The 21413-nt window shown below is 60.7% G+C and carries 26 protein-coding genes; 19 read left to right on the top strand and 7 right to left on the bottom strand.

Annotated features, from left to right (window positions below):
• The first annotated feature begins 308 nt into the window (after window positions 1-308).
• The 10 genes from DEBA_RS18200 (at window position 309) to DEBA_RS17880 (ending at window position 9951) form a co-directional block, all read left to right on the top strand.
• Window positions 309-668: a hypothetical protein gene (locus DEBA_RS18200; RefSeq protein ID WP_148227869.1), complete on the top strand. Its 360-nt coding sequence runs from the start codon at window positions 309-311 to the stop codon at window positions 666-668.
• Complete coding sequence (locus DEBA_RS12790; protein WP_013259363.1) at window positions 665-1186, top strand: DUF2924 domain-containing protein; 522 nt, start codon at window positions 665-667, stop codon at window positions 1184-1186. The genes DEBA_RS18200 and DEBA_RS12790 overlap by 4 nt, the downstream gene beginning before the upstream one ends.
• The gene (locus DEBA_RS12785; RefSeq protein ID WP_013259362.1) at window positions 1183-2742 is read left to right on the top strand and encodes a recombinase family protein; all 1560 of its coding nucleotides are present in this window, start codon (window positions 1183-1185) and stop codon (window positions 2740-2742) included. Before DEBA_RS12790 ends, DEBA_RS12785 begins: the two co-directional genes overlap by 4 nt.
• 22 nt (window positions 2743-2764) lie before the next feature.
• A complete protein-coding gene (locus DEBA_RS12780) occupies window positions 2765-3184 on the top strand; it encodes a hypothetical protein (RefSeq protein WP_013259361.1) in 420 nt (139 codons plus the stop codon).
• 72 nt (window positions 3185-3256) lie between these two features.
• Window positions 3257-4039, top strand: coding sequence for a hypothetical protein (locus DEBA_RS17890; protein WP_013259360.1), 783 nt, complete (start codon window positions 3257-3259; stop codon window positions 4037-4039).
• Window positions 4032-6122, top strand: a complete 2091-nt coding sequence (locus tag DEBA_RS17885) for a 7-cyano-7-deazaguanine synthase (protein ID WP_013259359.1) — start codon at window positions 4032-4034, stop codon at window positions 6120-6122. Before DEBA_RS17890 ends, DEBA_RS17885 begins: the two co-directional genes overlap by 8 nt.
• A 147-nt stretch (window positions 6123-6269) precedes the next feature.
• Window positions 6270-6590, top strand: coding sequence for a hypothetical protein (locus tag DEBA_RS12775; protein ID WP_013259358.1), 321 nt, complete (start codon window positions 6270-6272; stop codon window positions 6588-6590).
• A gap of 159 nt (window positions 6591-6749) precedes the next feature.
• Entirely contained in the window at window positions 6750-7334 is a 585-nt protein-coding gene (locus DEBA_RS12770; protein ID WP_013259357.1) for a sigma factor, read from the top strand.
• 104 nt (window positions 7335-7438) lie between these two features.
• Window positions 7439-7717, top strand: a complete 279-nt coding sequence (locus tag DEBA_RS12765) for a hypothetical protein (protein ID WP_013259356.1) — start codon at window positions 7439-7441, stop codon at window positions 7715-7717.
• A complete protein-coding gene (locus tag DEBA_RS17880) occupies window positions 7717-9951 on the top strand; it encodes a phage/plasmid primase, P4 family (protein WP_013259355.1) in 2235 nt (744 codons plus the stop codon). The genes DEBA_RS12765 and DEBA_RS17880 overlap by 1 nt, the downstream gene beginning before the upstream one ends.
• Before the next feature lie 103 nt (window positions 9952-10054).
• Here DEBA_RS17880 and DEBA_RS12755 read toward each other — a convergent pair whose 3' ends face one another.
• The 3 genes from DEBA_RS12755 to DEBA_RS12745 form a co-directional block, all read right to left on the bottom strand.
• Window positions 10055-10339 carry a type II toxin-antitoxin system TacA family antitoxin gene (locus DEBA_RS12755; RefSeq protein WP_013259354.1) on the bottom strand — a complete coding sequence of 95 codons (285 nt, stop codon included), beginning with the start codon at window positions 10337-10339 and terminating at the stop codon, window positions 10055-10057.
• Between the two features lie 133 nt (window positions 10340-10472).
• A complete protein-coding gene (locus DEBA_RS12750) occupies window positions 10473-10991 on the bottom strand; it encodes a GNAT family N-acetyltransferase (protein WP_013259353.1) in 519 nt (172 codons plus the stop codon).
• The gene (locus tag DEBA_RS12745) at window positions 10991-11269 is read right to left on the bottom strand and encodes a type II toxin-antitoxin system TacA family antitoxin (protein ID WP_013259352.1); all 279 of its coding nucleotides are present in this window, start codon (window positions 11267-11269) and stop codon (window positions 10991-10993) included. The genes DEBA_RS12750 and DEBA_RS12745 overlap by 1 nt, the downstream gene beginning before the upstream one ends.
• A 608-nt stretch (window positions 11270-11877) precedes the next feature.
• On the opposite strand from DEBA_RS12745, the gene DEBA_RS12740 reads away from it, so the two are divergent.
• Window positions 11878-13065 (top strand): DNA modification methylase, encoded by a 1188-nt coding sequence (locus DEBA_RS12740; RefSeq protein ID WP_013259350.1) that lies wholly within the window; start codon window positions 11878-11880, stop codon window positions 13063-13065.
• Between the two features lie 15 nt (window positions 13066-13080).
• Here DEBA_RS12740 and DEBA_RS12735 read toward each other — a convergent pair whose 3' ends face one another.
• From DEBA_RS12735 to DEBA_RS19080, 3 genes are all read right to left on the bottom strand, one after another.
• Complete coding sequence (locus tag DEBA_RS12735) at window positions 13081-13395, bottom strand: helix-turn-helix domain-containing protein (RefSeq protein ID WP_013259349.1); 315 nt, start codon at window positions 13393-13395, stop codon at window positions 13081-13083.
• A 196-nt stretch (window positions 13396-13591) separates the two neighbouring features.
• Window positions 13592-13933 (bottom strand): helix-turn-helix domain-containing protein, encoded by a 342-nt coding sequence (locus DEBA_RS12730; protein ID WP_043814504.1) that lies wholly within the window; start codon window positions 13931-13933, stop codon window positions 13592-13594.
• On the bottom strand, window positions 13917-14171 hold the full coding sequence (locus DEBA_RS19080; protein WP_013259347.1) for a type II toxin-antitoxin system RelE family toxin: 255 nt from the start codon (window positions 14169-14171) through the stop codon (window positions 13917-13919). Before DEBA_RS19080 ends, DEBA_RS12730 begins: the two co-directional genes overlap by 17 nt.
• 80 nt (window positions 14172-14251) lie before the next feature.
• On the opposite strand from DEBA_RS19080, the gene DEBA_RS12725 reads away from it, so the two are divergent.
• Complete coding sequence (locus tag DEBA_RS12725; protein WP_013259346.1) at window positions 14252-14710, top strand: phage terminase small subunit P27 family; 459 nt, start codon at window positions 14252-14254, stop codon at window positions 14708-14710.
• A gap of 8 nt (window positions 14711-14718) precedes the next feature.
• On the opposite strand, the gene DEBA_RS12720 is transcribed toward DEBA_RS12725, so the two are convergent.
• The gene (locus tag DEBA_RS12720; protein ID WP_013259345.1) at window positions 14719-14913 is read right to left on the bottom strand and encodes a hypothetical protein; all 195 of its coding nucleotides are present in this window, start codon (window positions 14911-14913) and stop codon (window positions 14719-14721) included.
• 79 nt (window positions 14914-14992) lie between these two features.
• Between DEBA_RS12720 and DEBA_RS12715 the strand changes: the two genes are divergently transcribed.
• The 7 genes from DEBA_RS12715 to DEBA_RS12685 are packed head-to-tail and all read left to right on the top strand — an operon-like array spanning window position 14993 to window position 21216.
• On the top strand, window positions 14993-16663 hold the full coding sequence (locus DEBA_RS12715; protein ID WP_013259344.1) for a terminase large subunit: 1671 nt from the start codon (window positions 14993-14995) through the stop codon (window positions 16661-16663).
• Complete coding sequence (locus tag DEBA_RS12710; protein ID WP_013259343.1) at window positions 16660-17901, top strand: phage portal protein; 1242 nt, start codon at window positions 16660-16662, stop codon at window positions 17899-17901. Before DEBA_RS12715 ends, DEBA_RS12710 begins: the two co-directional genes overlap by 4 nt.
• Window positions 17882-18595: an HK97 family phage prohead protease gene (locus tag DEBA_RS12705; RefSeq protein ID WP_013259342.1), complete on the top strand. Its 714-nt coding sequence runs from the start codon at window positions 17882-17884 to the stop codon at window positions 18593-18595. Before DEBA_RS12710 ends, DEBA_RS12705 begins: the two co-directional genes overlap by 20 nt.
• Window positions 18596-18598: 3 nt before the next feature.
• A complete protein-coding gene (locus tag DEBA_RS12700) occupies window positions 18599-19804 on the top strand; it encodes a phage major capsid protein (protein ID WP_013259341.1) in 1206 nt (401 codons plus the stop codon).
• Between the two features lie 11 nt (window positions 19805-19815).
• Window positions 19816-20256, top strand: coding sequence for a hypothetical protein (locus DEBA_RS12695; RefSeq protein ID WP_013259340.1), 441 nt, complete (start codon window positions 19816-19818; stop codon window positions 20254-20256).
• A gap of 48 nt (window positions 20257-20304) precedes the next feature.
• Window positions 20305-20901, top strand: coding sequence for a head-tail connector protein (locus tag DEBA_RS12690; RefSeq protein WP_013259339.1), 597 nt, complete (start codon window positions 20305-20307; stop codon window positions 20899-20901).
• Window positions 20902-21216 (top strand): phage head closure protein, encoded by a 315-nt coding sequence (locus DEBA_RS12685; protein ID WP_013259338.1) that lies wholly within the window; start codon window positions 20902-20904, stop codon window positions 21214-21216.
• Window positions 21217-21413 lie beyond the last annotated feature (197 nt).

Genomic DNA, 21413 nt, shown 5'->3' with positions numbered 1-21413 from the left:
CTTTCGTCTTTTCTGCAAGCATCTCCGCCATGTTGCGCCAGCTGCCTCTCCTTCAACAGGATTCTCCATCCAAGGCCGATGCGCCCGAGATGCAATCGCAACCTTCGATGATCGATTCCGAAATCCCCGCTTTCTCCCCCCTGATTCTCCAATTCTCCGTTTAGCCCGGCGATTAGTTTAACAACCTCGCCGTCATTGTAACCCGAGCCGACGTTTTCCACGCCCAGCCGGTATGTATGGGGTGAAGGCCGGAAACACTCCGGTCGGAACCATCAGACAGCGCCAGCGGCCGGAAGCCGGAGCACGTTGTGGATGTCGTCCTTATCGCCCTGCTCCAGGGTGATCAGCGATCCAAACGCGCCCCCGGGCCGTTCACGCAGTCGGTCGGCATCCACATCCTTTCGCCGCAGGCCAAGGAGAACCCGATGCCGGACGCAACCTCCCGTACCTTTCCCGTCAAGGACGCCGTCTCAGAGATCGCGACGTTGCTTGCCAGGGGCTATCAACGCCTCCTGCGTGAAGAAGCTTCTCAAATCATTAAAACAAATAACGAATCTTCCGCAGATGGACTTGCTATTCAGCCGGAACAGAGCGTTCATGCTCCTGGCGGACAGAGGCACGCCCCTCCCTCCGCCGCAGGAGAATCCAAGCAAGGAGAGGACGCATGAACCCTGAGACGTACAAGGAAATCCAAAGCCTCGAGCGAATGACCGTGGGCGAGCTGAAGGAGAAGTACCTCGATGTCTTCGACGAGGAGACCCGTGCCAACAACAAACCCTTCCTGAAAAAGCGCATCGCCTGGCGCATTCAGGCGTTGGCCGAGGGTGACCTGTCGGAACGGGCTCGCAAGCGGGCCAAGGAGCTGGCCCGGGACGCTGACCTCAGAATGCGCGCCCCGCGCGATCCGGTGAAGCCCGGCTCGGCCGAAGCCCGAGCGCGATCGGTCAAAAGCCGCTTGTCCTCAGCCCATGATCCCAGAGTGCCCCTCCCCGGCGTGCTCCTTCACCGGGAATACAAAGGGCGGGACATCGTGGTCAGGGTGCTGGACGAGGGTTTCGAGTTCGAGGATCGCCGTTACAAGTCGCTCACGGCCATTGCCCACGAGGTAACCGGCGGCAAATGGAACGGCTTCGTCTTCTTCGGTCTGAACAAGGCCGCCACGAAGAAAAACAAGGGGCGCAAATGACCAATCCCGTCAAAACAAACTCTGGTGCAATCCGCTGTGCCATTTATACCCGCAAGTCCACCGAGGAGGGGTTGGAGCAGGAATTCAACACCCTGGACGCCCAGCGGGAGTCGGCCGAGGCCTACATCTCCAGCCAGCGCCACGAGGGCTGGACATGCTTGCCGGATCGATATGACGACGGCGGCTTCTCCGGCGGCAATCTGGAGCGCCCCGCGCTCAAGCGCCTCATGGCGGACATCGAGGCCGGCGGCATCGATTGCGTCGTGGTCTACAAAGTGGACCGCCTCAGCCGCTCCCTGCTCGACTTCTCGCGCCTCATGGAGATCTTCGATCGTCACGGTGTGAGCTTCGTCTCGGTCACCCAGCAATTCAACACCACCCACTCCATGGGCCGACTGACCCTGAACATCCTGCTCTCCTTCGCCCAGTTCGAACGCGAGATCATCGCCGAGCGGACCAAAGACAAGATGTGGGCCGCGCGCAGAAAAGGCAAATGGGTCGGCGGCATGCCGGTCCTGGGGTACGACGTGGCCGAGGGCGGCGGCCGGCTGGAGGTCAACGAGGACGAAGCCGCACGAGTCAGGGCGATCTTCCAACTCTACCTGGAACTGGAGTCGCTTCTCCCCTCGGCGCAGGAGCTTGAACGCCGAGGCTGGAACAACAAGCGTTGGGTAACGCGCAAGGGCAAAGAGCGCGGCGGGAAGCCGTTCAACAAGAGCACGCTCTTCCGACTGCTGACCAATCCCATCTACACGGGCAAGGTGGTGTTCCAGGGGACCACCTACGAAGGCGAGCACGAAGCCATTGTGGACGTGGAGACCTGGAAGAAGGTGCAGGCAATTCTGCGGCGCAACCGCCTCAACGGCGGCACCCTCGTTCGCAACAAGTACGGCGCGCTGCTCAAGGGGCTGATCTTCTGCACACCCTGCGGCACGGGGATGACGCACTCCTGCGCCAATAAAAAGAACGGCAAGAGTTACCGATATTACGTCTGCCAGACAGCCCAGCAGCGAGGGTGGGCGAAATGCCCCACGAAATCCGTCAACGCCTACGACATTGAGAGCGCGGTGGTGCAGCACATCAAAGGGCTGGGCGCCAACCCGGCGGTCTTGTCGACCACCCTCACCAAGGCCACGGAGCAAGCCGAAGCCCGCCTGCATGAGCTGGAGATGGAACGGAAAGCAGCGGAGCGGGAACTCAAGCGGCTCCATGCCCAGGTTCGAAAACTCCTGGGCGGAGCACTGCCGGCCGGGGCCTCGGAAATCGCGACCGACCGCCTGGCCGACTTGCAGGAGAGGATTCGGACCACCGAGCAGCGCATGACGGCCATCCAAGAGGAGATCATCGTGCTGGGCAAGACGACCGTCAAAGAGAACGACCTGACGCAGGCATTGGCAGGCTTTGACGAGGTGTGGAACTCGCTGTCCTCCAAGGAGCAGGCCAAAATCATTCACCTTCTCGTCGAACGAGTGGGGTTCGACGGACGGGACCAGTCGGTGACGGTTACCTTCAGGAGCGAGGGGCTCAAGCAACTGTGCCAGAGAACGGCCGCTTGAACGAAGAGGAGGATTATCTCGAATGGATGAATCGAAACTTGAGGTGCGCTTCACACTGGCCCCCAGGCGGGCTACGCACGGCTCGCGCCAGGGAGCGGGCCAACAGCAGGATCAACAAACATCACCGGGGAGGGTTCCACGGGTCTCTCGACTGCTGGCCCTAGCCATGCGCTTCCAGGACATGATCGACCGGGGCGAGGTGCGCGATTTCGCCGACCTGGCCCGACTCGGGTACGTGACCCGCGCCCGGATTACCCAAATCATGGACCTCACCCTTCTGGCTCCTGATATTCAGGAGGAGATCCTTTTCCTGCCCCAGACAACCGCAGGTCGCGATCCCATCAAAGAAAAGGAAGTCCGAGCCATCGCCGCCATTCCACACTGGCATCGGCAACGTAAGCTATGGACTGAAACACAAAAGGCCCCAAACAAGAACTATTGACCACCCACTTGGGATGTGCATATAAGAAAGCCTGATCTAATGTAGGTCTTTTCTCGTTGAGGGTAGGCGTAAATGGGACACGTAAGATTAGGTAATCTACCCAGGACTCGAAAATGGCAACAGGTAGTTGCCCTAATTGAGGGTGGAGCCGGTACTGCTCAAATTGCGACTGCAACGATCGCTGCTGCAGAGCAGGGCTTTAAACTGGCTGCGGAAGACAAAGGTTTAGTAGAGACAATATGGCTCCTGACCCAGTTGCCCCTTGCAGCGAGAAGTGACGACTTTGGACAAGCCCTTCAAAACGTCGGCTTGGATGTATCGGATTCTCCTGGCCTCATGGAGATACTGGGGGCATTCTCCGATGCTATTGACAAAAAACTGACCAATAACGGCGGGAGGACGGATCTGGGTGAAATGGCCCAGATTGCTGCCTCCGAAACGATGGCACAGACCATCGGAAGCCGAACGCAAGGTTTGTTCGGAACGACCTCGGACGATGTTAAGGATGCTTTCTCCAAACTTGCGACAAATAAACAATTCAGCATATTCGCCAGAGATTTTTTCGCTCGCTTAACAAATAAATGTCTTGGCTATTTTGTCGCCAAAGGGGTCTCCCACCATCTCGGGGAAGGAAGGCGTTTCCGTACACTTGCCCAGCAAGGTGAGTTTACCGTAGCGCTAAGACTCCACAGCCGCGAAACCTCTAAAATAATTGAGGAATTTTCGGGGGGCTGGTTTTCAAAGACCAACTGGGAAAAAAAAGGGATTTCGAGAAAAGATGCCGCTGGCTTTTCCCATGTGGCAATGAATAAAATCGTGGCAGAACTCAAGGAAGGAGCGCAGGCGGATGTCTAATGAGCGCTCTATTCTTTGCGGTGATGTTAAGGGCGACAGACTTCCGTTCGATGACAAGAAGCCTCTTTCTCTGCACCTGTGGGGAAAGGGAGAAAATGTATCTTTGCATATCAGCGACATTCGCAGTCAGCTCCTTAGAGACATACCATCTTTTTTCCACGACCTGATTGAAATAGCTACCTATGTGTACTGTGCGGATCAGGCCATTACAAGAGGCGGCGACGGTGTTGATAATTTCGGTGAGAACTGGCGACGGACACTATTTTTTAGAATTGCAGTCAGAAATCCTGACCTGTGGAATTCTTCACCTCTGAAAGACCAGTTGGTCGAAACCCTCAGCTTCCTTTCAGAAGATGAATATTATTTCGATTTTGTGGAATTGAAAAATGGGCCACTGACGCAAAAGCATCTAGAGCTCAATGTCGATCCGCCCGAGGAGGTTATGCTTTTTTCTGGAGGGCTAGATTCACTGGGAGGAGCAATTGAGGAAGCCGTCATAAATTCACGAAGAATCGTGATGGTAACTCACAAGGCGACGCATAAGTTCAACCGAAGGCATAGAAGATTACTGGATCTCCTGTCCTCGGCGGCAGTTCACAAGCCCCTGCACATCCCAGTCTCTATCAACAAATCCAAATTTCTCGGACGGGAATACACACAGCGAAGCCGCTCATTTTTGTATGCGGCTCTGGGAGCTACAGTTGCCCAGATGTTCAATCTTCGTAGAATTCGGTTCTATGAAAACGGTGTTATCAGTTTTAACCTTCCTATCTCAGCCCAAGTTGTGGGGGCAAGGGCTACGCGAACCACCCATCCACAAGTCATTAATGGATTCGCAAATATTTTTTCAACGCTCTCTGGTCAACCATTTACTGTAGAGAACCCATTTATCTGGAAAACCAAAACGGAGGTCGTAAGCGACATCGTCAAAGCAGGGTGCGCTGACACCATCAAATTTTCCACATCATGTACCCACACATGGGCAATGACAAAGTTAAATACCCATTGTGGGACATGCTCACAATGCATTGACCGAAGGTTTGCAGTTCTTGCCGCAGACGCCCAGGAACATGACCCAAAAGAAGCTTATGGGGTTGATCTACTGACTGGTGAACGAGATGAAGGCGAACCAAAAGCCATGTTGGCAGCGTATGTGGAAACAGCTAACGAAGTTGCCGACATGACCGCCCTGGAATTTTTTGGAAGTTACGGAGAGGCCACACGGGTTCTCAATCATCTGAACGGCTCGCCAGACTCCACCGCGCTGCGTTTATATGAACTGCATCATAGGCACGCCAAGTGCATTACAAAGGTCGTCGATGACGCCATAGCACAAAATAGAAGCGCAATCAGAAAACGACAACTACCTGCAAATTGCCTTTTACGGTTAGTTTGTGATTCCGGTGGAGTGCAAGCTGACCCAGGGGACTCGAACACATGCCCAACCCACGAGCCAACAAACAATTATATCTGCATCAGGGGACAGTGCTGGACGATTCGATATGATGGCAATGAAGAAAAGATCTACACTCCAGACATTGGTTTTTATCACCTTCAGATCCTTTTGGATAATCCAGGGTCAACATTTTCAGCATCGGAACTTGATGTAATGGTGAGAAGAATGACAAAGAACGAGCTTTACACATCAGTTTGTCCGGGAGAAACACCTTTCGACGAAGGGGTAAGTGTTCTCGGACAGTCTGATGCGGGGCCTGTTCTAGACGATGACGCCGTTCGTTCCTACCGCACTAGGTTGCATGAGATTGACAATGATCTTGAAAAGGCCCAGGCAAACAATGATCTCGGAAAAATTGAAGCTCTGGCAAACGAGAAGGGGTGGATCGAGTCAGAATTGTCGAATGCCCAGGGGCTTGGCGGTGCGATTCGTAAGCTCGGCGATGACCGTAACAAGGTCCGGAATCGAGTCGGAAATGCGATTCGCCGTGCCCTGAAGAAAATCAAACAATATGACAAGCATCTATCAGATCACCTTCAAAAACCCATCCTGAATTTAGGTCATGCCTTGAGCTATGTCCCTCGTGACGGTTTGACTTGGTCATCAACATCTACTCAAAATAACTAACTTTTCGTAGATGCTACGCGATATGTAGCATCGGCTATGCCGGATGTAGCGCGTTCCCCAATGAAGGCGCGATCCGGCGTTCTCATTGGTAGCATGGTGTTACCAACCGATCGTGCCATGACTTTTCCCCTTTCAAGGAGAAAGTTTATGGCATCCTCTTCAAAGTCCTCCCTCTCCCCGGCCCGGCGACAGCTTCTGCTTCGCCTGCAGACCATCAACTTCGGCCGCATCGAAGGCCTCCGCCTCAAGGACGGCGAGCCGGTGCTCGAAACGGCCACCATCGTCCGCGAGATCAAGTTCGGCGGGGACAATGCTCCGCGCCCCGAGACCGATCTCACGGATTTCCAGCTCAAGGCCCAGGTCATCGAGCTCTTCTCGCACTTCGACCGCATCCGCGACGGCGTGGTGCGTTTGCTCGAGGTCAAGCACGGCCTGCCCTTCAAGATGAATGTGGAAGACGCCGCCTAGCTGAGGCGGTCCAACAACACACCAGACAATCGACTGGCCGCGAAGCGGAGGTCGTTGTGGGTGTCGCCGATCCGGCGATCTCGCAACACCTCCGCTTTTTCATGCGGACCGGTCCGGCCGACATCCACAGCGCTCCTCCTCGGCCTCGAGGAGAGCACAATGTCCCAGAACCGTTACCACGGCATCGACGAATACACAGTCCGTTTGATCACCTTCAAAGCCAAGCAACTCTCCGCCCACCCCGGCTTCTCCGCTGCGGACCGCGAGGACCTGGAGCAGGAACTGCTGCTCGACCTGCTGCGTCGCCAGCCCAAATACGATCCCGCCCGGGCTCAAAACAACACCTTCGTCGCGCGCGTCGTGGAGCACCGCGCCGCGACCCTCATCGAAGAGCGCAAGGCCGGTCTGCGCGATTACCGGCTTCAGGCGTTCTCTCTGAACGATCACATCGAGGATGAAGACGGCGTGCGCTGCGAACGCTCGGAAACCTTTGACCAGGACGACTACCTGCTGCGCACGGGGCGACAGAGCCGTTCATCCGATGAACTGCGGGACCTGGGCATCGACGTGCGTTCGGTCGTGGATCAGTTGCCGCCCAAGCTGCGTGACCTGTGCCAGAGGCTGATGCGCGACTCCATCACTGACGTCTCGCGCGAAACCGGCATCCCCAGATCGAGCCTGTACGGCATCATCGACAAGGTCCGCGCCGCATTCAAGGACTCTGGGCTGGAAGACTACCTCTAGCGCCGACGTTTCCGGCGTCACGCCGGTACGTATCCCATAGGGCCGGATGCCGCTCCGGTGTCCGGCCCTCTTCATGTGAACATCCAGCTACCGGAGGGACTGTCATGATCAAGTTCCATTTCGCCGAGCATGTGGACATGGCCGGCGTCGAAGACTCCCTGTTGCTGGCCGTGCTCGCCGCCGAGAGCATCCATGGCAGAACCGACATCCGCCTCGATGCCTGCTTCCAACTCAAGGGACGGGTCTGCACCATCGAGGACGGCAAGGCCGTGGGGCGGACCATCGCCCAGGTCTTCACCGGATTCCTGGCCAGGGAGTTTGGCGACGATGCTTTCACCGTCGTTCGCCTCGCGGTCGGGAACATAATCTCCGAGGCAGCCTGATGAGCGGCGGACATGGAACCGACCTTGACTTCAGGCGCATCAACGAGGCGGCCCTGGCCAACCCGGGCTTTCTGCAAGGCAGGTTGCCTCAGGCCAAACGCCAAGGCAGGGAAATGGTAGCCGGCGACATCCATGGCAACCCTGGGAAGTCGTTCAGCTGCAACACCGAAACCGGCGTCTGGTCAGACTTCGCGACCGGCGAGAGCGGCGGTGATGTCATCTCCCTGGTCGCGGCCCAAGAAGAACTCGGCCAGGCCAAGGCCGCCCGGATGATCGCCGAGGAGATCGGGCTTGCGCCTGTCACGCCAAAGCCCAAGCGCAAGGACCTGCCGGAGACGCCTGTCCGGCCCGAAAACCTCGTCGCCACCTTTCGCTACGAGGATGAGGCAGGCCGGCTCCTATTCGCCGTGGACCGCTACGAGACACCAGGCTGCCGCAAGGCCATCCGCCAGTGGCATCTGGACGCGACCGATAAACGCATCAACTCCGTCAAGGGCGTGCGGTTGGTGCCGTTTCGCCTTCCTGAAATGCTGCGGGCCGAGACCGTCTTTATCGCCGAAGGCGAGCAGAAGGTCCTGGAACTCGTCGCATGGGAACTGGCCGCCACCTGCAACCCCATGGGCGCGGGCAAGTGGCGCGAGGAGTACAATCCGTACTTCCAGGGCAAGCAGGTGGTCATCCTGCCGGACAACGACACGCCAGGGCGCAATCACGCCCGCAGGGTGGCCAAGGCACTGTTGTCTGTGGCCGTCTCGGTCAAGATCGTGGAACTGCCCGGCCTGCCGCCCAAGGGCGACATCGTGGACTGGAAGAAGGCCGGCCACAGCCGCGAGGAACTGCTCCGTCTGGTCGAAGCCGCAGCGACGCTCGATCCGGCAAAGCCGGATGACTCGAACGACGCCTGCCCCGCTACCGAAGACGCCATCGCGCTCCTCTTCGCCAGGGAGCACAAGGACGATCTGCGCTACTGCCATGAGACCGGCGCGTGGTTCGTCTGGACCGGCAGCCACTGGCGGGTGGAAAAGACCAGACTGGCTTTCGCCTGGGCCAGGCAACTCTGCCGGAAGGCCGCCGCCGGCATGGACAACAAGAAGGTCGCGGCCGCGCTGTCCAAGGCCGCCACGGCCGGTGCAGTAGAGCGATTCGCGCAGACCGACCGCGCCTTCGCCGTGACCAGCGAAATATGGGACGCCGACCTCCATCTGCTGGGCACTCCGGACGGCGTCGTGGATCTGCGCACAGGGACCTTGCGTCCGGCTCGCCGCGAGGATTACATCACCAAGCTTGCCGCTGTGGCTCCGGCGCGTTCTTCCGACGCCCCGCTCTGGCTGCGGTTTCTGGACGAGGCGACCCAGGGCGATGCCATGTTGCAGCGCTTCATGCGGCAAGTGGCCGGCTACGCGTTGACCGGCGACATCTCCGAGCACGCCCTTTTCTTCATCTACGGCCCCGGCGGCAACGGAAAATCCGTGTTCCTCAACACCCTGACCAACATCCTGGGCGATTACGCCGCCACGGCGGCCATGGACACCTTCACGGCCAGCCAGGGCGACCGCCACCCCACCGACCTGGCCATGCTGCGCGGGGCCAGGCTGGTCAGCGTTTCCGAGACCGAGGAAGGCCGTCCCTGGGCCGAGAGCCGCATCAAGCAGCTCACCGGCGGCGACAAGATCAGCGCCCGCTTCATGCGGCAGGACTTCTTCACCTACACGCCCCAGTTCAAGCTCCTGATCGTCGGCAATCACAAGCCCGTGCTCCGCAACGTGGACGAGGCCGCCCGCAGGCGCTTCAACATCATCCCATTCGTCCACAAGCCCGCGAGCCCGGACAAGCGCCTGGAGGACAAGCTGCGGTCCGAGTATCCGGCCATCCTGCGCTGGATGATCGAAGGCTGTCTGGATTGGCGGGAGAACGGGCTCCTGCGGCCGGAGAGCGTGAAGGAGGCCACGGCCGCCTATTTCGACGAGCAGGACCTCTTCGGGCAGTGGATCGAGGAATGCTGCGAAATTGGGAGGGCATCATGGGAAACCACGGCCCGCCTCTTCGAGTCGTGGAAGAACTACGCGGACCGCAACGGAGAGCACGCCGGCAGCACAAAGGCATTCAGTGCGAACCTGGCCAAGCGTGAGTTCATCGCCGACAGAAGGACGGTGTTCGGCTCGACCCAGCGGATATTCCGGGGTATCGCCGTCAAGGTCGAACACGATGGACGGTTGGACGGATTGGACAGATGAAACCGTTAATCGGCCACGCGCGCGTGCGCGCGCATGCGCGTAGGGCTTCAACCGTAAGATGCGTCCAATCTGTCCAATGCGTCCAAAAGGGATATTGCAGGGATCACTTCCCCCAGCGAGACGTACGTGCCATGAGGGCGCTCAAGCGTTTATCCTGTTCAGGTGAGCTCTCCTGAAGTCTCTGGAACGCCTCGAACTGTTCGACTGGGACGGGAAACAGCACCTGATCGAGGACGGAGTCCTGCGCGGCCCTGGTCGCCGCTTCGAGGATGAAATCGGCCCGGGTCTTGTTGTTGAGCAAGGCGGCCTGGTCGATCAGGTCCCGCTGTTCGGGAGTCACCCGGATAATGATATTCGTACTGCGGCTCGACGAAGTAGGTTGTGTCATGCTCCTGTCCTCCATTCTGGCACGAAAAAATACCAATGCGGTCGTCGAGGTGTTAGGCGCACACGCATCATCATGGTTTGGTTGTCCTTCTGATAAAAACCCCGACACTTATGAAGAAGTGTAGGTATCTTTACTAGGTGAGGCAGTCCTGCCTTCCCGCCGCACGCATGTCCTTGATGAGCAAAAACAGGTGAAAAGGGTCCGTGGGGCTGGGCTCGAAGTCCCAGGAGAGATACCACTGCCGGGCATGCTCGTCCTTGGCGTGCGCCAGTAATGCACGGATGCCGGCGATATCCGCCGCCTGCATGGTGCGCAGGATGGCGTCCTTGAGCAGGGCCCGGCCCAACCCCTGACGCTGAAACCTCTGATCCACGCCAAGGCGGGCCAGCAGCATGACAGGGACTCGATGTCTGGCAAGCCCTTTTACCACCCGATGGGGCGCTTCATCAAAGCCGACGCTGCCCACACAGAGGCTGTAGTAGCCGACGACAGCGTCGTCCACGCAGGACACATACGTCTGGGCGCTGTTGGCTCTCTGGTTGACAAGGGCATAGCGCTGCAAGAACAGATTCAGTTCCTGCTGGCCGCAATCGAAATCCCCTGCCTCATCCGCTGCCGTAAGCTTGTGGACCGGACCAAACCGACCACCCATCAGTCAAGAACGCCAGGCTCGTTCAGCAGTTTGCTCAGGCGAGGCTTCTTCTGGACAGGACGATCCAGTACCTCCTGAAACTCTTTCCACCGAGCTTCGTCCAGCAGGAACAGCCGTCGGTCAGCCAAGGCCTGATTGGCGGCGACAATCCCCGCCTCCAAAATAAACTCGCTGACGTTTTTATGAGACGCCTTGGCCGCTTCCTGCAACAGCGCCTTCGATGAGGGACTGAGCCGGACGTCGATCCGTTCCGTTTTCGTCTGAGTGGTGGGCGACATTCGAAATCCTCCTTGCTTCTCTTCACTGAAGATAATGTACGGAAGATATCCTGACAAACCAAAATCGTATCAAGCGCAAAAATTTTCATCCCAACGCCGACGTTTTTGGTTTGGCGTCGGTATGTATGCAAGAGAGGGGAAAACCCTCGGGGGATGCCCGGGGCGGGTCGAATCTCTGTGGGTTCGGCCCGTAGACCGGGTGGGCCCCCAGATTCTTACGCGTGCAAAATGACGGGTGGGGGTATGCCGCCAAGACCGCCGAAACCATGCCGCAAGCCGGGCTGCCGCAATCTGGCGACTGACGCCGGAGGGTATTGTCCAGAGCACAAGCACCTCGCGGATGAGGCTCTCGCTCTTCGCCGCAGCGCCCAGGACAAAGTCCGGGGAAACGCGGCCAAACGCGGCTACGGCGCGCACTGGCAGCGGGTCCGGCATCTCAAGCTCAGACGGGACCCGCTCTGCGCCATCTGCGCCCGGGCGGCCGAAGTGGTCCACCATCGTGACGGCAATCCCCGCAACAATGCGAGCGGCAACCTCATGAGCCTGTGCCGCGAATGCCACGAGCGCCTGCATGGCAGGCTGCGCACACCACACTCAGGACCGAACCCATGCTGAAGACCGAATCCTGGCCCATTGAGCGGCTTGTTCCCTATGTCCGCAACCCGCGCAAGAACGACGAGCAAGTCGAGCGCATGGTCGCGGCCATCCGGGAATTCGGCTTCCGCATCCCGGTGGTGGCCAAGTCCGACGGCACCGTGGTGGACGGGCACCTGCGGCTCAAGGCTGCCCGCAAGCTGGGCCTGACGGAAGTTCCCGTGGCCCTGGCCGACGAACTGACGGACGCGCAGGTGAAGGCATTCCGCCTGCTGGCCAACCGCTCCGCCAATTGGGCAGCCTGGGACGAGGACCTCCTGGCGCTGGAACTGGAAGAACTCCAGGCCATGGCCTTTGACGTCAATCTCACGGGCTTCGACGCCGGCGAGATCGACTCTCTGCTGACCAAGCCGACCACCGATGGCCTGACCGACCCTGACGAGGTGCCCGAGACTCCTGCAGAGCCAGTAAGCAAACCGGGGGATGTCTGGATTCTGGGCCGTCACCGTCTCATGTGCGGGGACAGCACTAGCGCCGATGACGTGGACAGATTGTTGGCCGGCGTCCGACCGCACCTTATGGTCACCGACCCGCCTTATGGCGTCGAATACGATCCCGCCTGGCGCAACGAGGCGCTGTCCGGCCAGAAGACCAAGCGCACCGGCATGGTCCTAAACGACGACCGCGCCGACTGGCGCGAGGCCTGGACGCTCTTCCCCGGCGATGTGGCTTACGTCTGGCACGGGGCGCTACACGCGGCCACGGTCGCGGAAAGCCTTGTCGCCTGCGGCTTCGGCATCCGCTCCCAGATCATCTGGGCCAAGGAACGTCTGGTTCTCTCCCGGGGGCATTACCACTGGATGCACGAGCCCTGCTGGTACGCGGTCAAGGACAAGGCCCACTGGAACGGAGACCGCAAGCAGGTCACGATCTGGAACATCCCGTCCAAGGGTCAGGACGCCGACACCATCCATGGCACCCAGAAGCCCGTCGAGTGCATGAAGCGGCCCATGGAGAACAACTCCAGCCCGGGCCAGGCCGTGTACGAACCTTTCTCCGGCTCCGGCACCACCATCATCGCCGCCGAAATCACCGGCCGCGCCTGTCTGGCCATGGAGCTGAACCCCGCATACGTCGATGTCGCCGTGAAGCGCTGGGAAGACTTCACGGGCGAGAAGGCAGTGCTGGAGGAAGGGCGATGAGGCGGGAAGGTATCCTTAGAGCAGCAGTTCGGCGTCAACTCGGAGCGCCTCGGCCATCTTCTTCAGCAGCTCCGTGGACATGGATCGCTTGCCCTTTTCGATCTGGGAGATGTGGGAGTTGGTCACGCCGCAGGCGTCAGCTACCTGCTGCAGGGTCATGCCCCGATGGGAACGCAGCACCCGGACAGGATGCTCGCCAGCCAGCAACCGGTCGGCGACTTCCGCCGGAAAGGTTTCTTCTTCCCCGGACACAAGTCGGCGATGAAAAGCCGCCAGTCGTTGGATGTCATCTTCACTGGTGGCATTCTGAGCCCGAATTTCTCCGCACATATGCCGATACATCCTCCTCGCTTATGATCGAGCCGTCAGGTCTGGTTACTTGGCGGAGAATCGATCCGTCCTGTCGTGTGAAGAATGACGTTTTACGAACCCAATCGATTGTGCCGCCAGAGTCAAGCCGCGCCACCAATCGAGCCAGCGCATCTTTTGCTTGGCTGCTGTGCATTGCTGATTTCCGCAATGAGGTTCACTCCCTCAGCTGTTCAGGATCGATTCCGAGCGCAGCGGCAATCTTCTTCAAGGTGACAAATCTCGGCTTGGCGTCCGGGCGCTCCATCTGGGCAAGGGCTGGACGCGAAATGCCCATCCGCAGCGCCACTTCCCCCTGCGTGAGGCCGAGGTGTTCCCGCCAGGCACGGATCAGGCTCAGGCCTTGCACGACGTGCAATCCCACCACCTCGTGGGGGATGATGACATCCTCGTCGGGCTTGCCGCCGAATGCCTCCGTGTACTCGTCCCAAGGAACAAGGGCGAACAACGGCGACCCGTCGTCGCTTCGAATGATCTGGTGCTCAGTATGTTCGCTCATCACGTTTCTTGACCTCCTCGATTCTCACAATCCGTGGTCTTTCGCCATGGATGGAGAAAATGATCCGATACCGGCCCACGCGAAGCCGATACTCGTCGCATCCGACAAGGGCTTTGACATTCCGGCAGTCAGGCCAGGAACGAAGGGCGTCTACGGCGGAGTATACAACAGGTTGTTCAGCCTTGGCGATTTGCCGCAGTTGTTTCATTGCCCTACGGGTCCACTCGATAACTGCCATGGCTTGATAGTAAGTTTCTGTAAGATAACTGTCAACGCCAAACTCAATAGAACTTACACCCATTCATCCGGAGCATGACCATGGCCGGCCGTAAGCCTCTCCCCACCAAGCTCAAGATGCTCAAGGGCACGGCGCAGAAGTGCCGCGTCAATCCCAACGAGCCAGAGCTTGCCCCGGCGCTGCCTGAGCCGCCCGATTTCCTTGGCGAGACCGCCCGGGAGGAATGGCTGCGCAAGGCTCCGGTGCTCGCCCGCATGGGCGTGCTCACCGAGGGGGACGATGCGGCCTTGGCGGCTTACTGCCAAGCCTTTGAGCGCTTTGTCGAGGCAGAACGCAAGATTCGTCAGTCCGGGCTGCTCATCAAGACCACCGGCGGCAACGTGATCCAGAACCCGCTGGTGGGGGTGGCCAACCGGGCCATGGAGATCATGCACAAATTTCTGACCGAGTTCGGCCTCACGCCATCGAGCCGCACACGGGTCGCGGCGAATCCGGCCGGGAAGGAAGATGCTGAATGGGCGGGGTTCGGGAAAGCATGACGCGTCGCTTACACCTCAAGATATGCGGCGATGTCCCGCAGGTCGTTCAGAATCCGCCCAGCGTCTCCGGCATTGGCCCAGGTGATCTCTTCCGGCGCAACACCGAGGTGATCGTCGAGCCGCTCGCCGATCTTACGCAGCAGCTCTCTGGATTCCTGAATCTTGTTCATGAAGTCGGCAAGGGCTTGTTCCTGGTTGCTCATGGTCCTCTCCTTTCACGGTTCGCTTGTAGACCACATGTCCATACATCCTGACATATAGCAAGTCGTTCCAGGTAAATAGATGCCAAAGACCACCCATCCATATGCCACCGCCGCTAACCGCTACGCGAGGGACGTCATGCGTGGAAAGATCGCGGCCTGCCGGTATGTGCGTCTGGCCTGCCAGAGGCATCTGGACGACCTGGAACGCTCCAAGTCCAGGGACTACCCCTTCCGCTGGGATCGGGAGGCGGCTGAGCGTATCTGCCGCTTCGCATCCAACATGGTGCATGTGAAGGGCCGGGAATGGGCGGGCAAGAAGATCGTCCTCGAACCCTGGCAGTGCTTCATCCTGGCCGTGGCCTTCGGCTGGGTGCGCAAGGCGGACGGACTGCGCCGCTTCCGTGAAATCTACGCCGAGATCCCGAGAAAATCCGGCAAGTCCGTGCTTGGGGCCTGCATCGGCCTGTACATGTTCGCGGCCGACGGCGAGCCCGGGGCCGAGGTATATTCCGGGGCCACCAGCGAGAAGCAGGCCTGGGAGGTCTTCGGTCCGGCCCGGCAGATGTGCCTGAAAAATCCCTCCTTCGTCAGCCATTTCGGCATCCACGTCGGGGCCAAGAACCTGCATATCCTGGACAATGCCAGCAAGTTCGAGCCGGTCATCGGCAAGCCCGGCGATGGGGCCTCGCCCCACTGCGCCATCGTGGACGAGTACCACGAGCACCAGACGCCCGACCTCTACGACACCATGCTCACCGGCATGGGCGCGCGTTCCCAGCCCATGCTGGCAGTGATCACCACTGCCGGCGTGGATACCTCCGGCCCCTGCTACGCCAAGCGCGACGAGGCCGTGAAGGTCCTTGAAGGTTCTCTGGAAAACGACCAGCTCTTCGCCATCGTGTTCACCATCGACGAAGACAACGACTGGACCGAGTGGCCGTCCTGGGAAAAGGCCAACCCGAACCTGGGCGTCTCGGTCTACCCCGATTTTCTCCAGGCCCGGCGCAAGGAGGCCCTGCAGATCGCTTCCCGCCAGAACATCCTCAAGTGCAAGCATTTGAACGTCTGGGCCAACGCCGGGTCAGCTTGGATCAACATGGTCAGATGGAACGCCTGCCGGGCGGAAGTATCCCTGGAGGACTTCGCAGGCGAACCCTGCTGGGTCGGCGTGGACCTGGCCTCCAAGGTGGACCTCACCGCCATGGTGCTGCTCTTCAGGCGCGGGGACGAATTCTATCTCTTCGGCAGGCACTACCTGCCGGAGGAGACGGTCACCCTTCCCGAGAACGCCCACTACCAGCGCTGGGTGGCCGAGGGGCATCTGGTGGCCACGCCCGGCGCGCGCACCGATTACCACTATCTCATGGACGACCTGCTGGCCTACGCCGACCGCTTCTCCATCCGGGAACTGGCCTACGATCCGCGCGAGGCCGAGATGCTCATGCAGGAGATCCGCGAACGGGTGTCCTTTTCCTGCATCGAGATCAACCAGTCTCCGGCGTTCATCTCCGAGCCCATGAAGGAATTCGAGGCCCTCTACCTTTCGGGCAAGCTGCGCCACGACGGCGATCCGCTGCTGGCCTGGCAGGCCGCCAACGTGGTGCTGCGCTCCACCAGGACCAAGGCCTATTATCCGGGCAAGGAACGCGCCGAGAACAAGATCGACGGCATCGTGGCCGCCATCATGGCCCTTTCCCGCGCCATGCTCCACGCGGAAGAGCCGTATGTCGGCATGGAGGTCTGGGAATGATGGGCGTCATCTCCTGGCTCAAGAGCCGCAAGTCGGCATCGCGGATGGCCCTGGAGGACCTCCTGGCCGACGGCTTCTTCACCCAGCCCGCCAAGAGCGGCGTGGCCGTGACCTGGAAGACGGCGTTGCAGGCGACCACGGCCCTGGCCTGCGCCCGGGTCATCGCCGAGGGGCTGGCCCAGGTGCCGCTCAAGGTCTTTCGCTCACAAGGCGGCGTGCGCACCCCGGCCGAGGACCACCCGCTGTACGGTCTGCTCGGGGACGCGCCCAACGACTGGCAGACCAGCTTCGAGTTCATCGAGCAGGTGATCATGCACCTGGTGTTCTGCGGCAACGCTTTTGTGTTCGTGAATCGCGGGCTGGGTCGCATCGCGGAACTGCTCCCCTACGAGCCACAGCAGGTGACCGTAAAGCGCGACGGCTACGTGATCTCCTATGAGGTGACCACGGACGACGGCCGTCGCATTGGACTTTCCGCTTCCGAGATGTGGCACCTGCGTGGGCCGTCCTGGAACGGCTGGATGGGGCTCGAAGGCGTGTGCCTCGCCCGGGAGGCCATCGGGCTGTCCCTGGCCACCGAGGAACATGGCGCGCGGCTGTTCTCCAACGGAGCCGTGGTCGGCGGCGTCCTGTCCACGGATCAGGTCCTGAACGAGGAGCAGCGCCTGGCCCTGCGCAAGTCCTGGGAGGCAAGGCACGCCGGCGGCGGGAACGCCTTCAAAACCGCCGTGCTCTGGGGCGGCATGAAGTTCACCTCCATGACCGCTCCCAACGATCAGGCCCAGTTCCTGGAGACCCGCAAGTTTCAGGTCGAGGAAATCTGCCGGGCCTTCCGCGTGCTGCCCATCATGGTGGGATATTCTGACAAGACCGCCACCTACGCCAGCGCCGAGCAGATGTTCCTGGCCCACGTGGTCCACACGCTCTCGCCCTGGTGCCGCCGCATCGAAACGAGCATCGCAAAGAACCTCTTCAGCGAGGAAGAGCGCCGCCAGGGGCTCTACGCCAAGTTCATGCTCAACGGCCTCCTGCGCGGCGCGGCCAAGGACCGGGCCGAGTTCTACGCCAGGATGTACGGCATCGGAGCCATGAATCCCAACGAGGTGCGCGAGTATGAGGACATGAATCCCTACGAAGGCGGCGAACGCTACCGCGTGCCCCTCAACATGACCGATCCGGCCGAGCCGGAAGACGATGACAACGCGGAGGATACCGCCCATGCAGCGCCTCAACTGTAGCCTGGAGGAACTCAAGTTCGCTCCCGGCGGAACCGACGCCGAGCAGATGACCTTTTCTGGATACGGAGCCGTGTTCGGCAACGTGGACGCCTACGGCGACGTGATCCTGCCCGGGGCGTTCACGCAAAGCCTGACCGACGTCGGAGCGGGCAAGGCCGCCTGGCCGGTCATGCTCCTGCAGCACGGCGGACTCGGACTCGGTGCGCAGGACCTGACGCCCATCGGCATCTGGACGGACATCGCCGAGGACGAGGTGGGCCTGCGCGTAACCGGCCGGCTGGCCGAGACCCCGCGCGGGCGCGAGGTTCACTCCCTGATGCGCATGGAACCCCGGCCGGCCATCGACGGCTTGTCCATCGGCTACGTGGCCCGGGAATGGGAATCAGGGGGCAAACCGGGTGAGCCCCGTCGCAGGCTCAAGCGTATTGAGCTCATCGAGATCAGCCCCGTGACCTTTCCGGCCAACGCCAGGGCGCGGGTGGATCAAGTGAAGGGCGTGCCGGACATCCGGCTCGCCGAGAGGGCCCTGCGTGAGGCCGGGTTCTCCAGGACACAGGCCAAGGCCGTTCTGGCCGAAGGATTCAAGGCCCTGCCTCTGCGTGACGCCGAGGACGCCCATAACGAGGGTGCGGATGCGGTCGCCGCCCTGCTGCGGCGCAACATCGCCACCATCAAGACGTCCGCAAGGAGGTAATCCATGGACGAGATCAGAGAGCTGCTGGAAGAGCAGCACAAGGCGTTCGCGGAGTTCAAGCAGGCCAACGACGATCGGCTTACGGCCATCGAGAAGAAAGGTTTCGCCCCTGCCGACCTGGAGGAAAAGGTCACCAGGATCAACGAGGACCTGACCCGGTTGGGCAAGGACCTGGCCGAGGTCGCCAAGAAGGCCAACCGGCCGGGCGCGGGAGTGGACGGCCAGGAACCCATGGCCCAGGAGCACAAACAGGCCCTGGGCAAGTTCCTGCGCAAGGGCGACGACCGGGAACTGGCCGGTATCCAGCGCAAGGCCATGGCCACCTACAGCGATCCCGACGGCGGCTATTTCCTCACCGAGGACATGGCCCAGACCATCGAGCGCACCGTGAGCGCCATGTCCGCGCTCTCCGGCATGGCCCAGACCATCGCGGGCAACGCGGCCGTGTACAAGAAGCCCGTGCGCACCACCGGCGTATCCTACGCCTGGCGCGGGGAAGGCGAGAACCCGTCGACCACCTCGACGCCGAAGTTCAGCCTGTTGGCCTTCGAAGCCAGGGAAGTGGACGCCTTTCCCGAGGTGACCAACGAGAGCCTGGAGGACCTGGGCTTCAACGTCGAGGCCTTCCTCATGGAGGAAGTCGCCCTGGCCTTTGCCGAGGCCGAGGCCGAAGCCTTCCTGACCGGCAACGGCGTCTCCCGCCCGCGCGGACTGCTGACCTATGACGCCGTGGCCAACGATGCCTACGCCTGGGGCAAGCTCGGCACCGTGCTCTCCGGCGGCAACGGCGCGTTCGCGTCCAGCAACCCCAGCGACAAGCTCATCGACCTGATCCACGCGCTCAAAGCTCAGTACCGAGCGTCCGGGGCCTTTCTCCTGAACGACCTGACCTTGGCGGCCATCCGCAAGTTCAAGGACGGCCAGGGCAATTACCTCTGGCAGCCGGGGCTGCAGGCGGGCGTCGCAGGCGTGCTCCTGGGCTATCCGGTGCGCACCGACGACTACATGCCCGACGTGGCTTCCGGGAGCCTGTCCATCGCCTTCGGCGACTTCAAGCGAGCCTACCTGATCTACCGCCGCCGGGGCATGCGCATCATCCGCGACAATATCACCAATAAGGGCTTCACCTCCTTCTGGGTGACCGAGCGCTTCGGCGGCGGCGTCCAGAACTTCGAGGCCGTGAAGCTCATGAAATTCTCCGCCAGCTAAAGGAGGCCGACATGCGCGATCTCTACAGCAACCTCAAGACGACCCAGGTTCTGGCCCCGGCCGTGTACGACGCTGACCAGAACTCCGACCCCGTGGACCTGCAGGGCTTCGGCTCCTGCATGCTGCTGGTCAACGTGGGCGCGGCTGGCGTGACCCTCTCCGAGACGGACAAAATCGAGCTCGAAGTCGAGGAAGCCGATGACAAGGTCAGCGGCCCCTGGACCGACGTGGACCCGGCCGATCTGGCCAAGTCGGTCACTGGCACGAACGACGGCTGTTTCGCGGTCATCGACAACGCTGGCGACGACAGCGCGGTCTACGCCACGGCCTATCGCGGCCACAAACGCTACTGCCGCGTGGTGGTGAACTTCATCGGCACCCATGGGACCGGCACGCCCATCGGCGTTACTGCGCTGCTCGGCCACGCCCATGTGGCCCCGGTGACCGAGTAACCCAAAGGGGCGGGGCTTTGCGGCTCCGCTCCGTTCACAGGTGACCCCATGCACGGACGTCTGCGCCTGATTACGCCTCCAGCCCTGGAACCGGTCACTCTGGCGGAAGCCAAGCTCCATGCCAGGATCGATCACGATCTCGAGGACGGGCTGCTTGCGACTTTCATCGCAGCCGCGCGCCAGCATGGGGAGCAACTGACCGGGCGGCAGTTCGTGGAGGCGGAATACGAGCTCTCCCTGGACGGCTTTCCTTGCGGCGACGACCCGATCGAATTGCCCAAGCCGCCGTTGCAGGCCGTGGAGGCCGTCTCCTTTGTGGCTCCGGACGGGGTAACACAGACCATGCCCGCCACGGACTATGTCGTTGATACTTCCGGACTGCTCGGCCGCATCTATCCAGCCGATGGCGCAGCGTGGACGGCCACCCGCCGCCGCCCTAACGCCGTGACTATCGGCTTTCGTACCGGCTGGCCCGTCGTCACAGGAAATCCGTCCACCCCTGATGCCATCAAGAGCTGGATGCTCTGTCATGTCACCGGCCTTTATGAGCAGCGGGAGAGCTTCGCCGGGCGATCCGTCAGCGCGCTCCCCGGCGACTTTCTTGACGGGCTGTTGGACCCCTGGCGGGTTGCCGGGGTGGTGTAAATGCCAGCCGCTCCATATCGCCACCGGGTGACCATTCAGGCGGTGACGCTCATCTTCGATGGCATGGGCGGCTGGGAGGAAACCTGGGCTGACCTGGCCACGGTCTGGGCGCGGGTCGAAGCCCTCAAGGGCGAGGAGTACTTCGCCGCCGCCCAGATGCAGAACTCGGTCAGCCACCGCGTCACCATGCGCTATCGCGCCGACCTCACCCCCACCCACCGTCTGGTATTCGAGGGCCGTACCCTCGATATCGAGGCGGTCCTACCCGACGAACGCAAATCCCGCCTCGTGATCATGTGCACCGAGCAGGTGTAAATTTCCGCTACCTTGCTATTCCGCCTGCCTGTCCCTGCCATGCAAAGTCGGCTTCTGCGGCTCGCTGCCGCTAAGATGCACACAAATCGTTTGACCGGTACTCGACTCTCATCTAATGTGCCAGACATCCATATCATTATCTGGGGCTGCCTCCTGGAACGGCGGTTCTCAAGGCCGGACGGCCCAAAGCGAGAACA

Origin of the sequence: Desulfarculus baarsii DSM 2075 (genome assembly GCF_000143965.1) — a bacterium.
GTDB lineage: Bacteria > Desulfobacterota > Desulfarculia > Desulfarculales > Desulfarculaceae > Desulfarculus > Desulfarculus baarsii.
The sequence above is the reverse complement of the archived record's forward strand: the minus strand, read 5'-3'. Positions and strand labels throughout refer to the sequence as shown.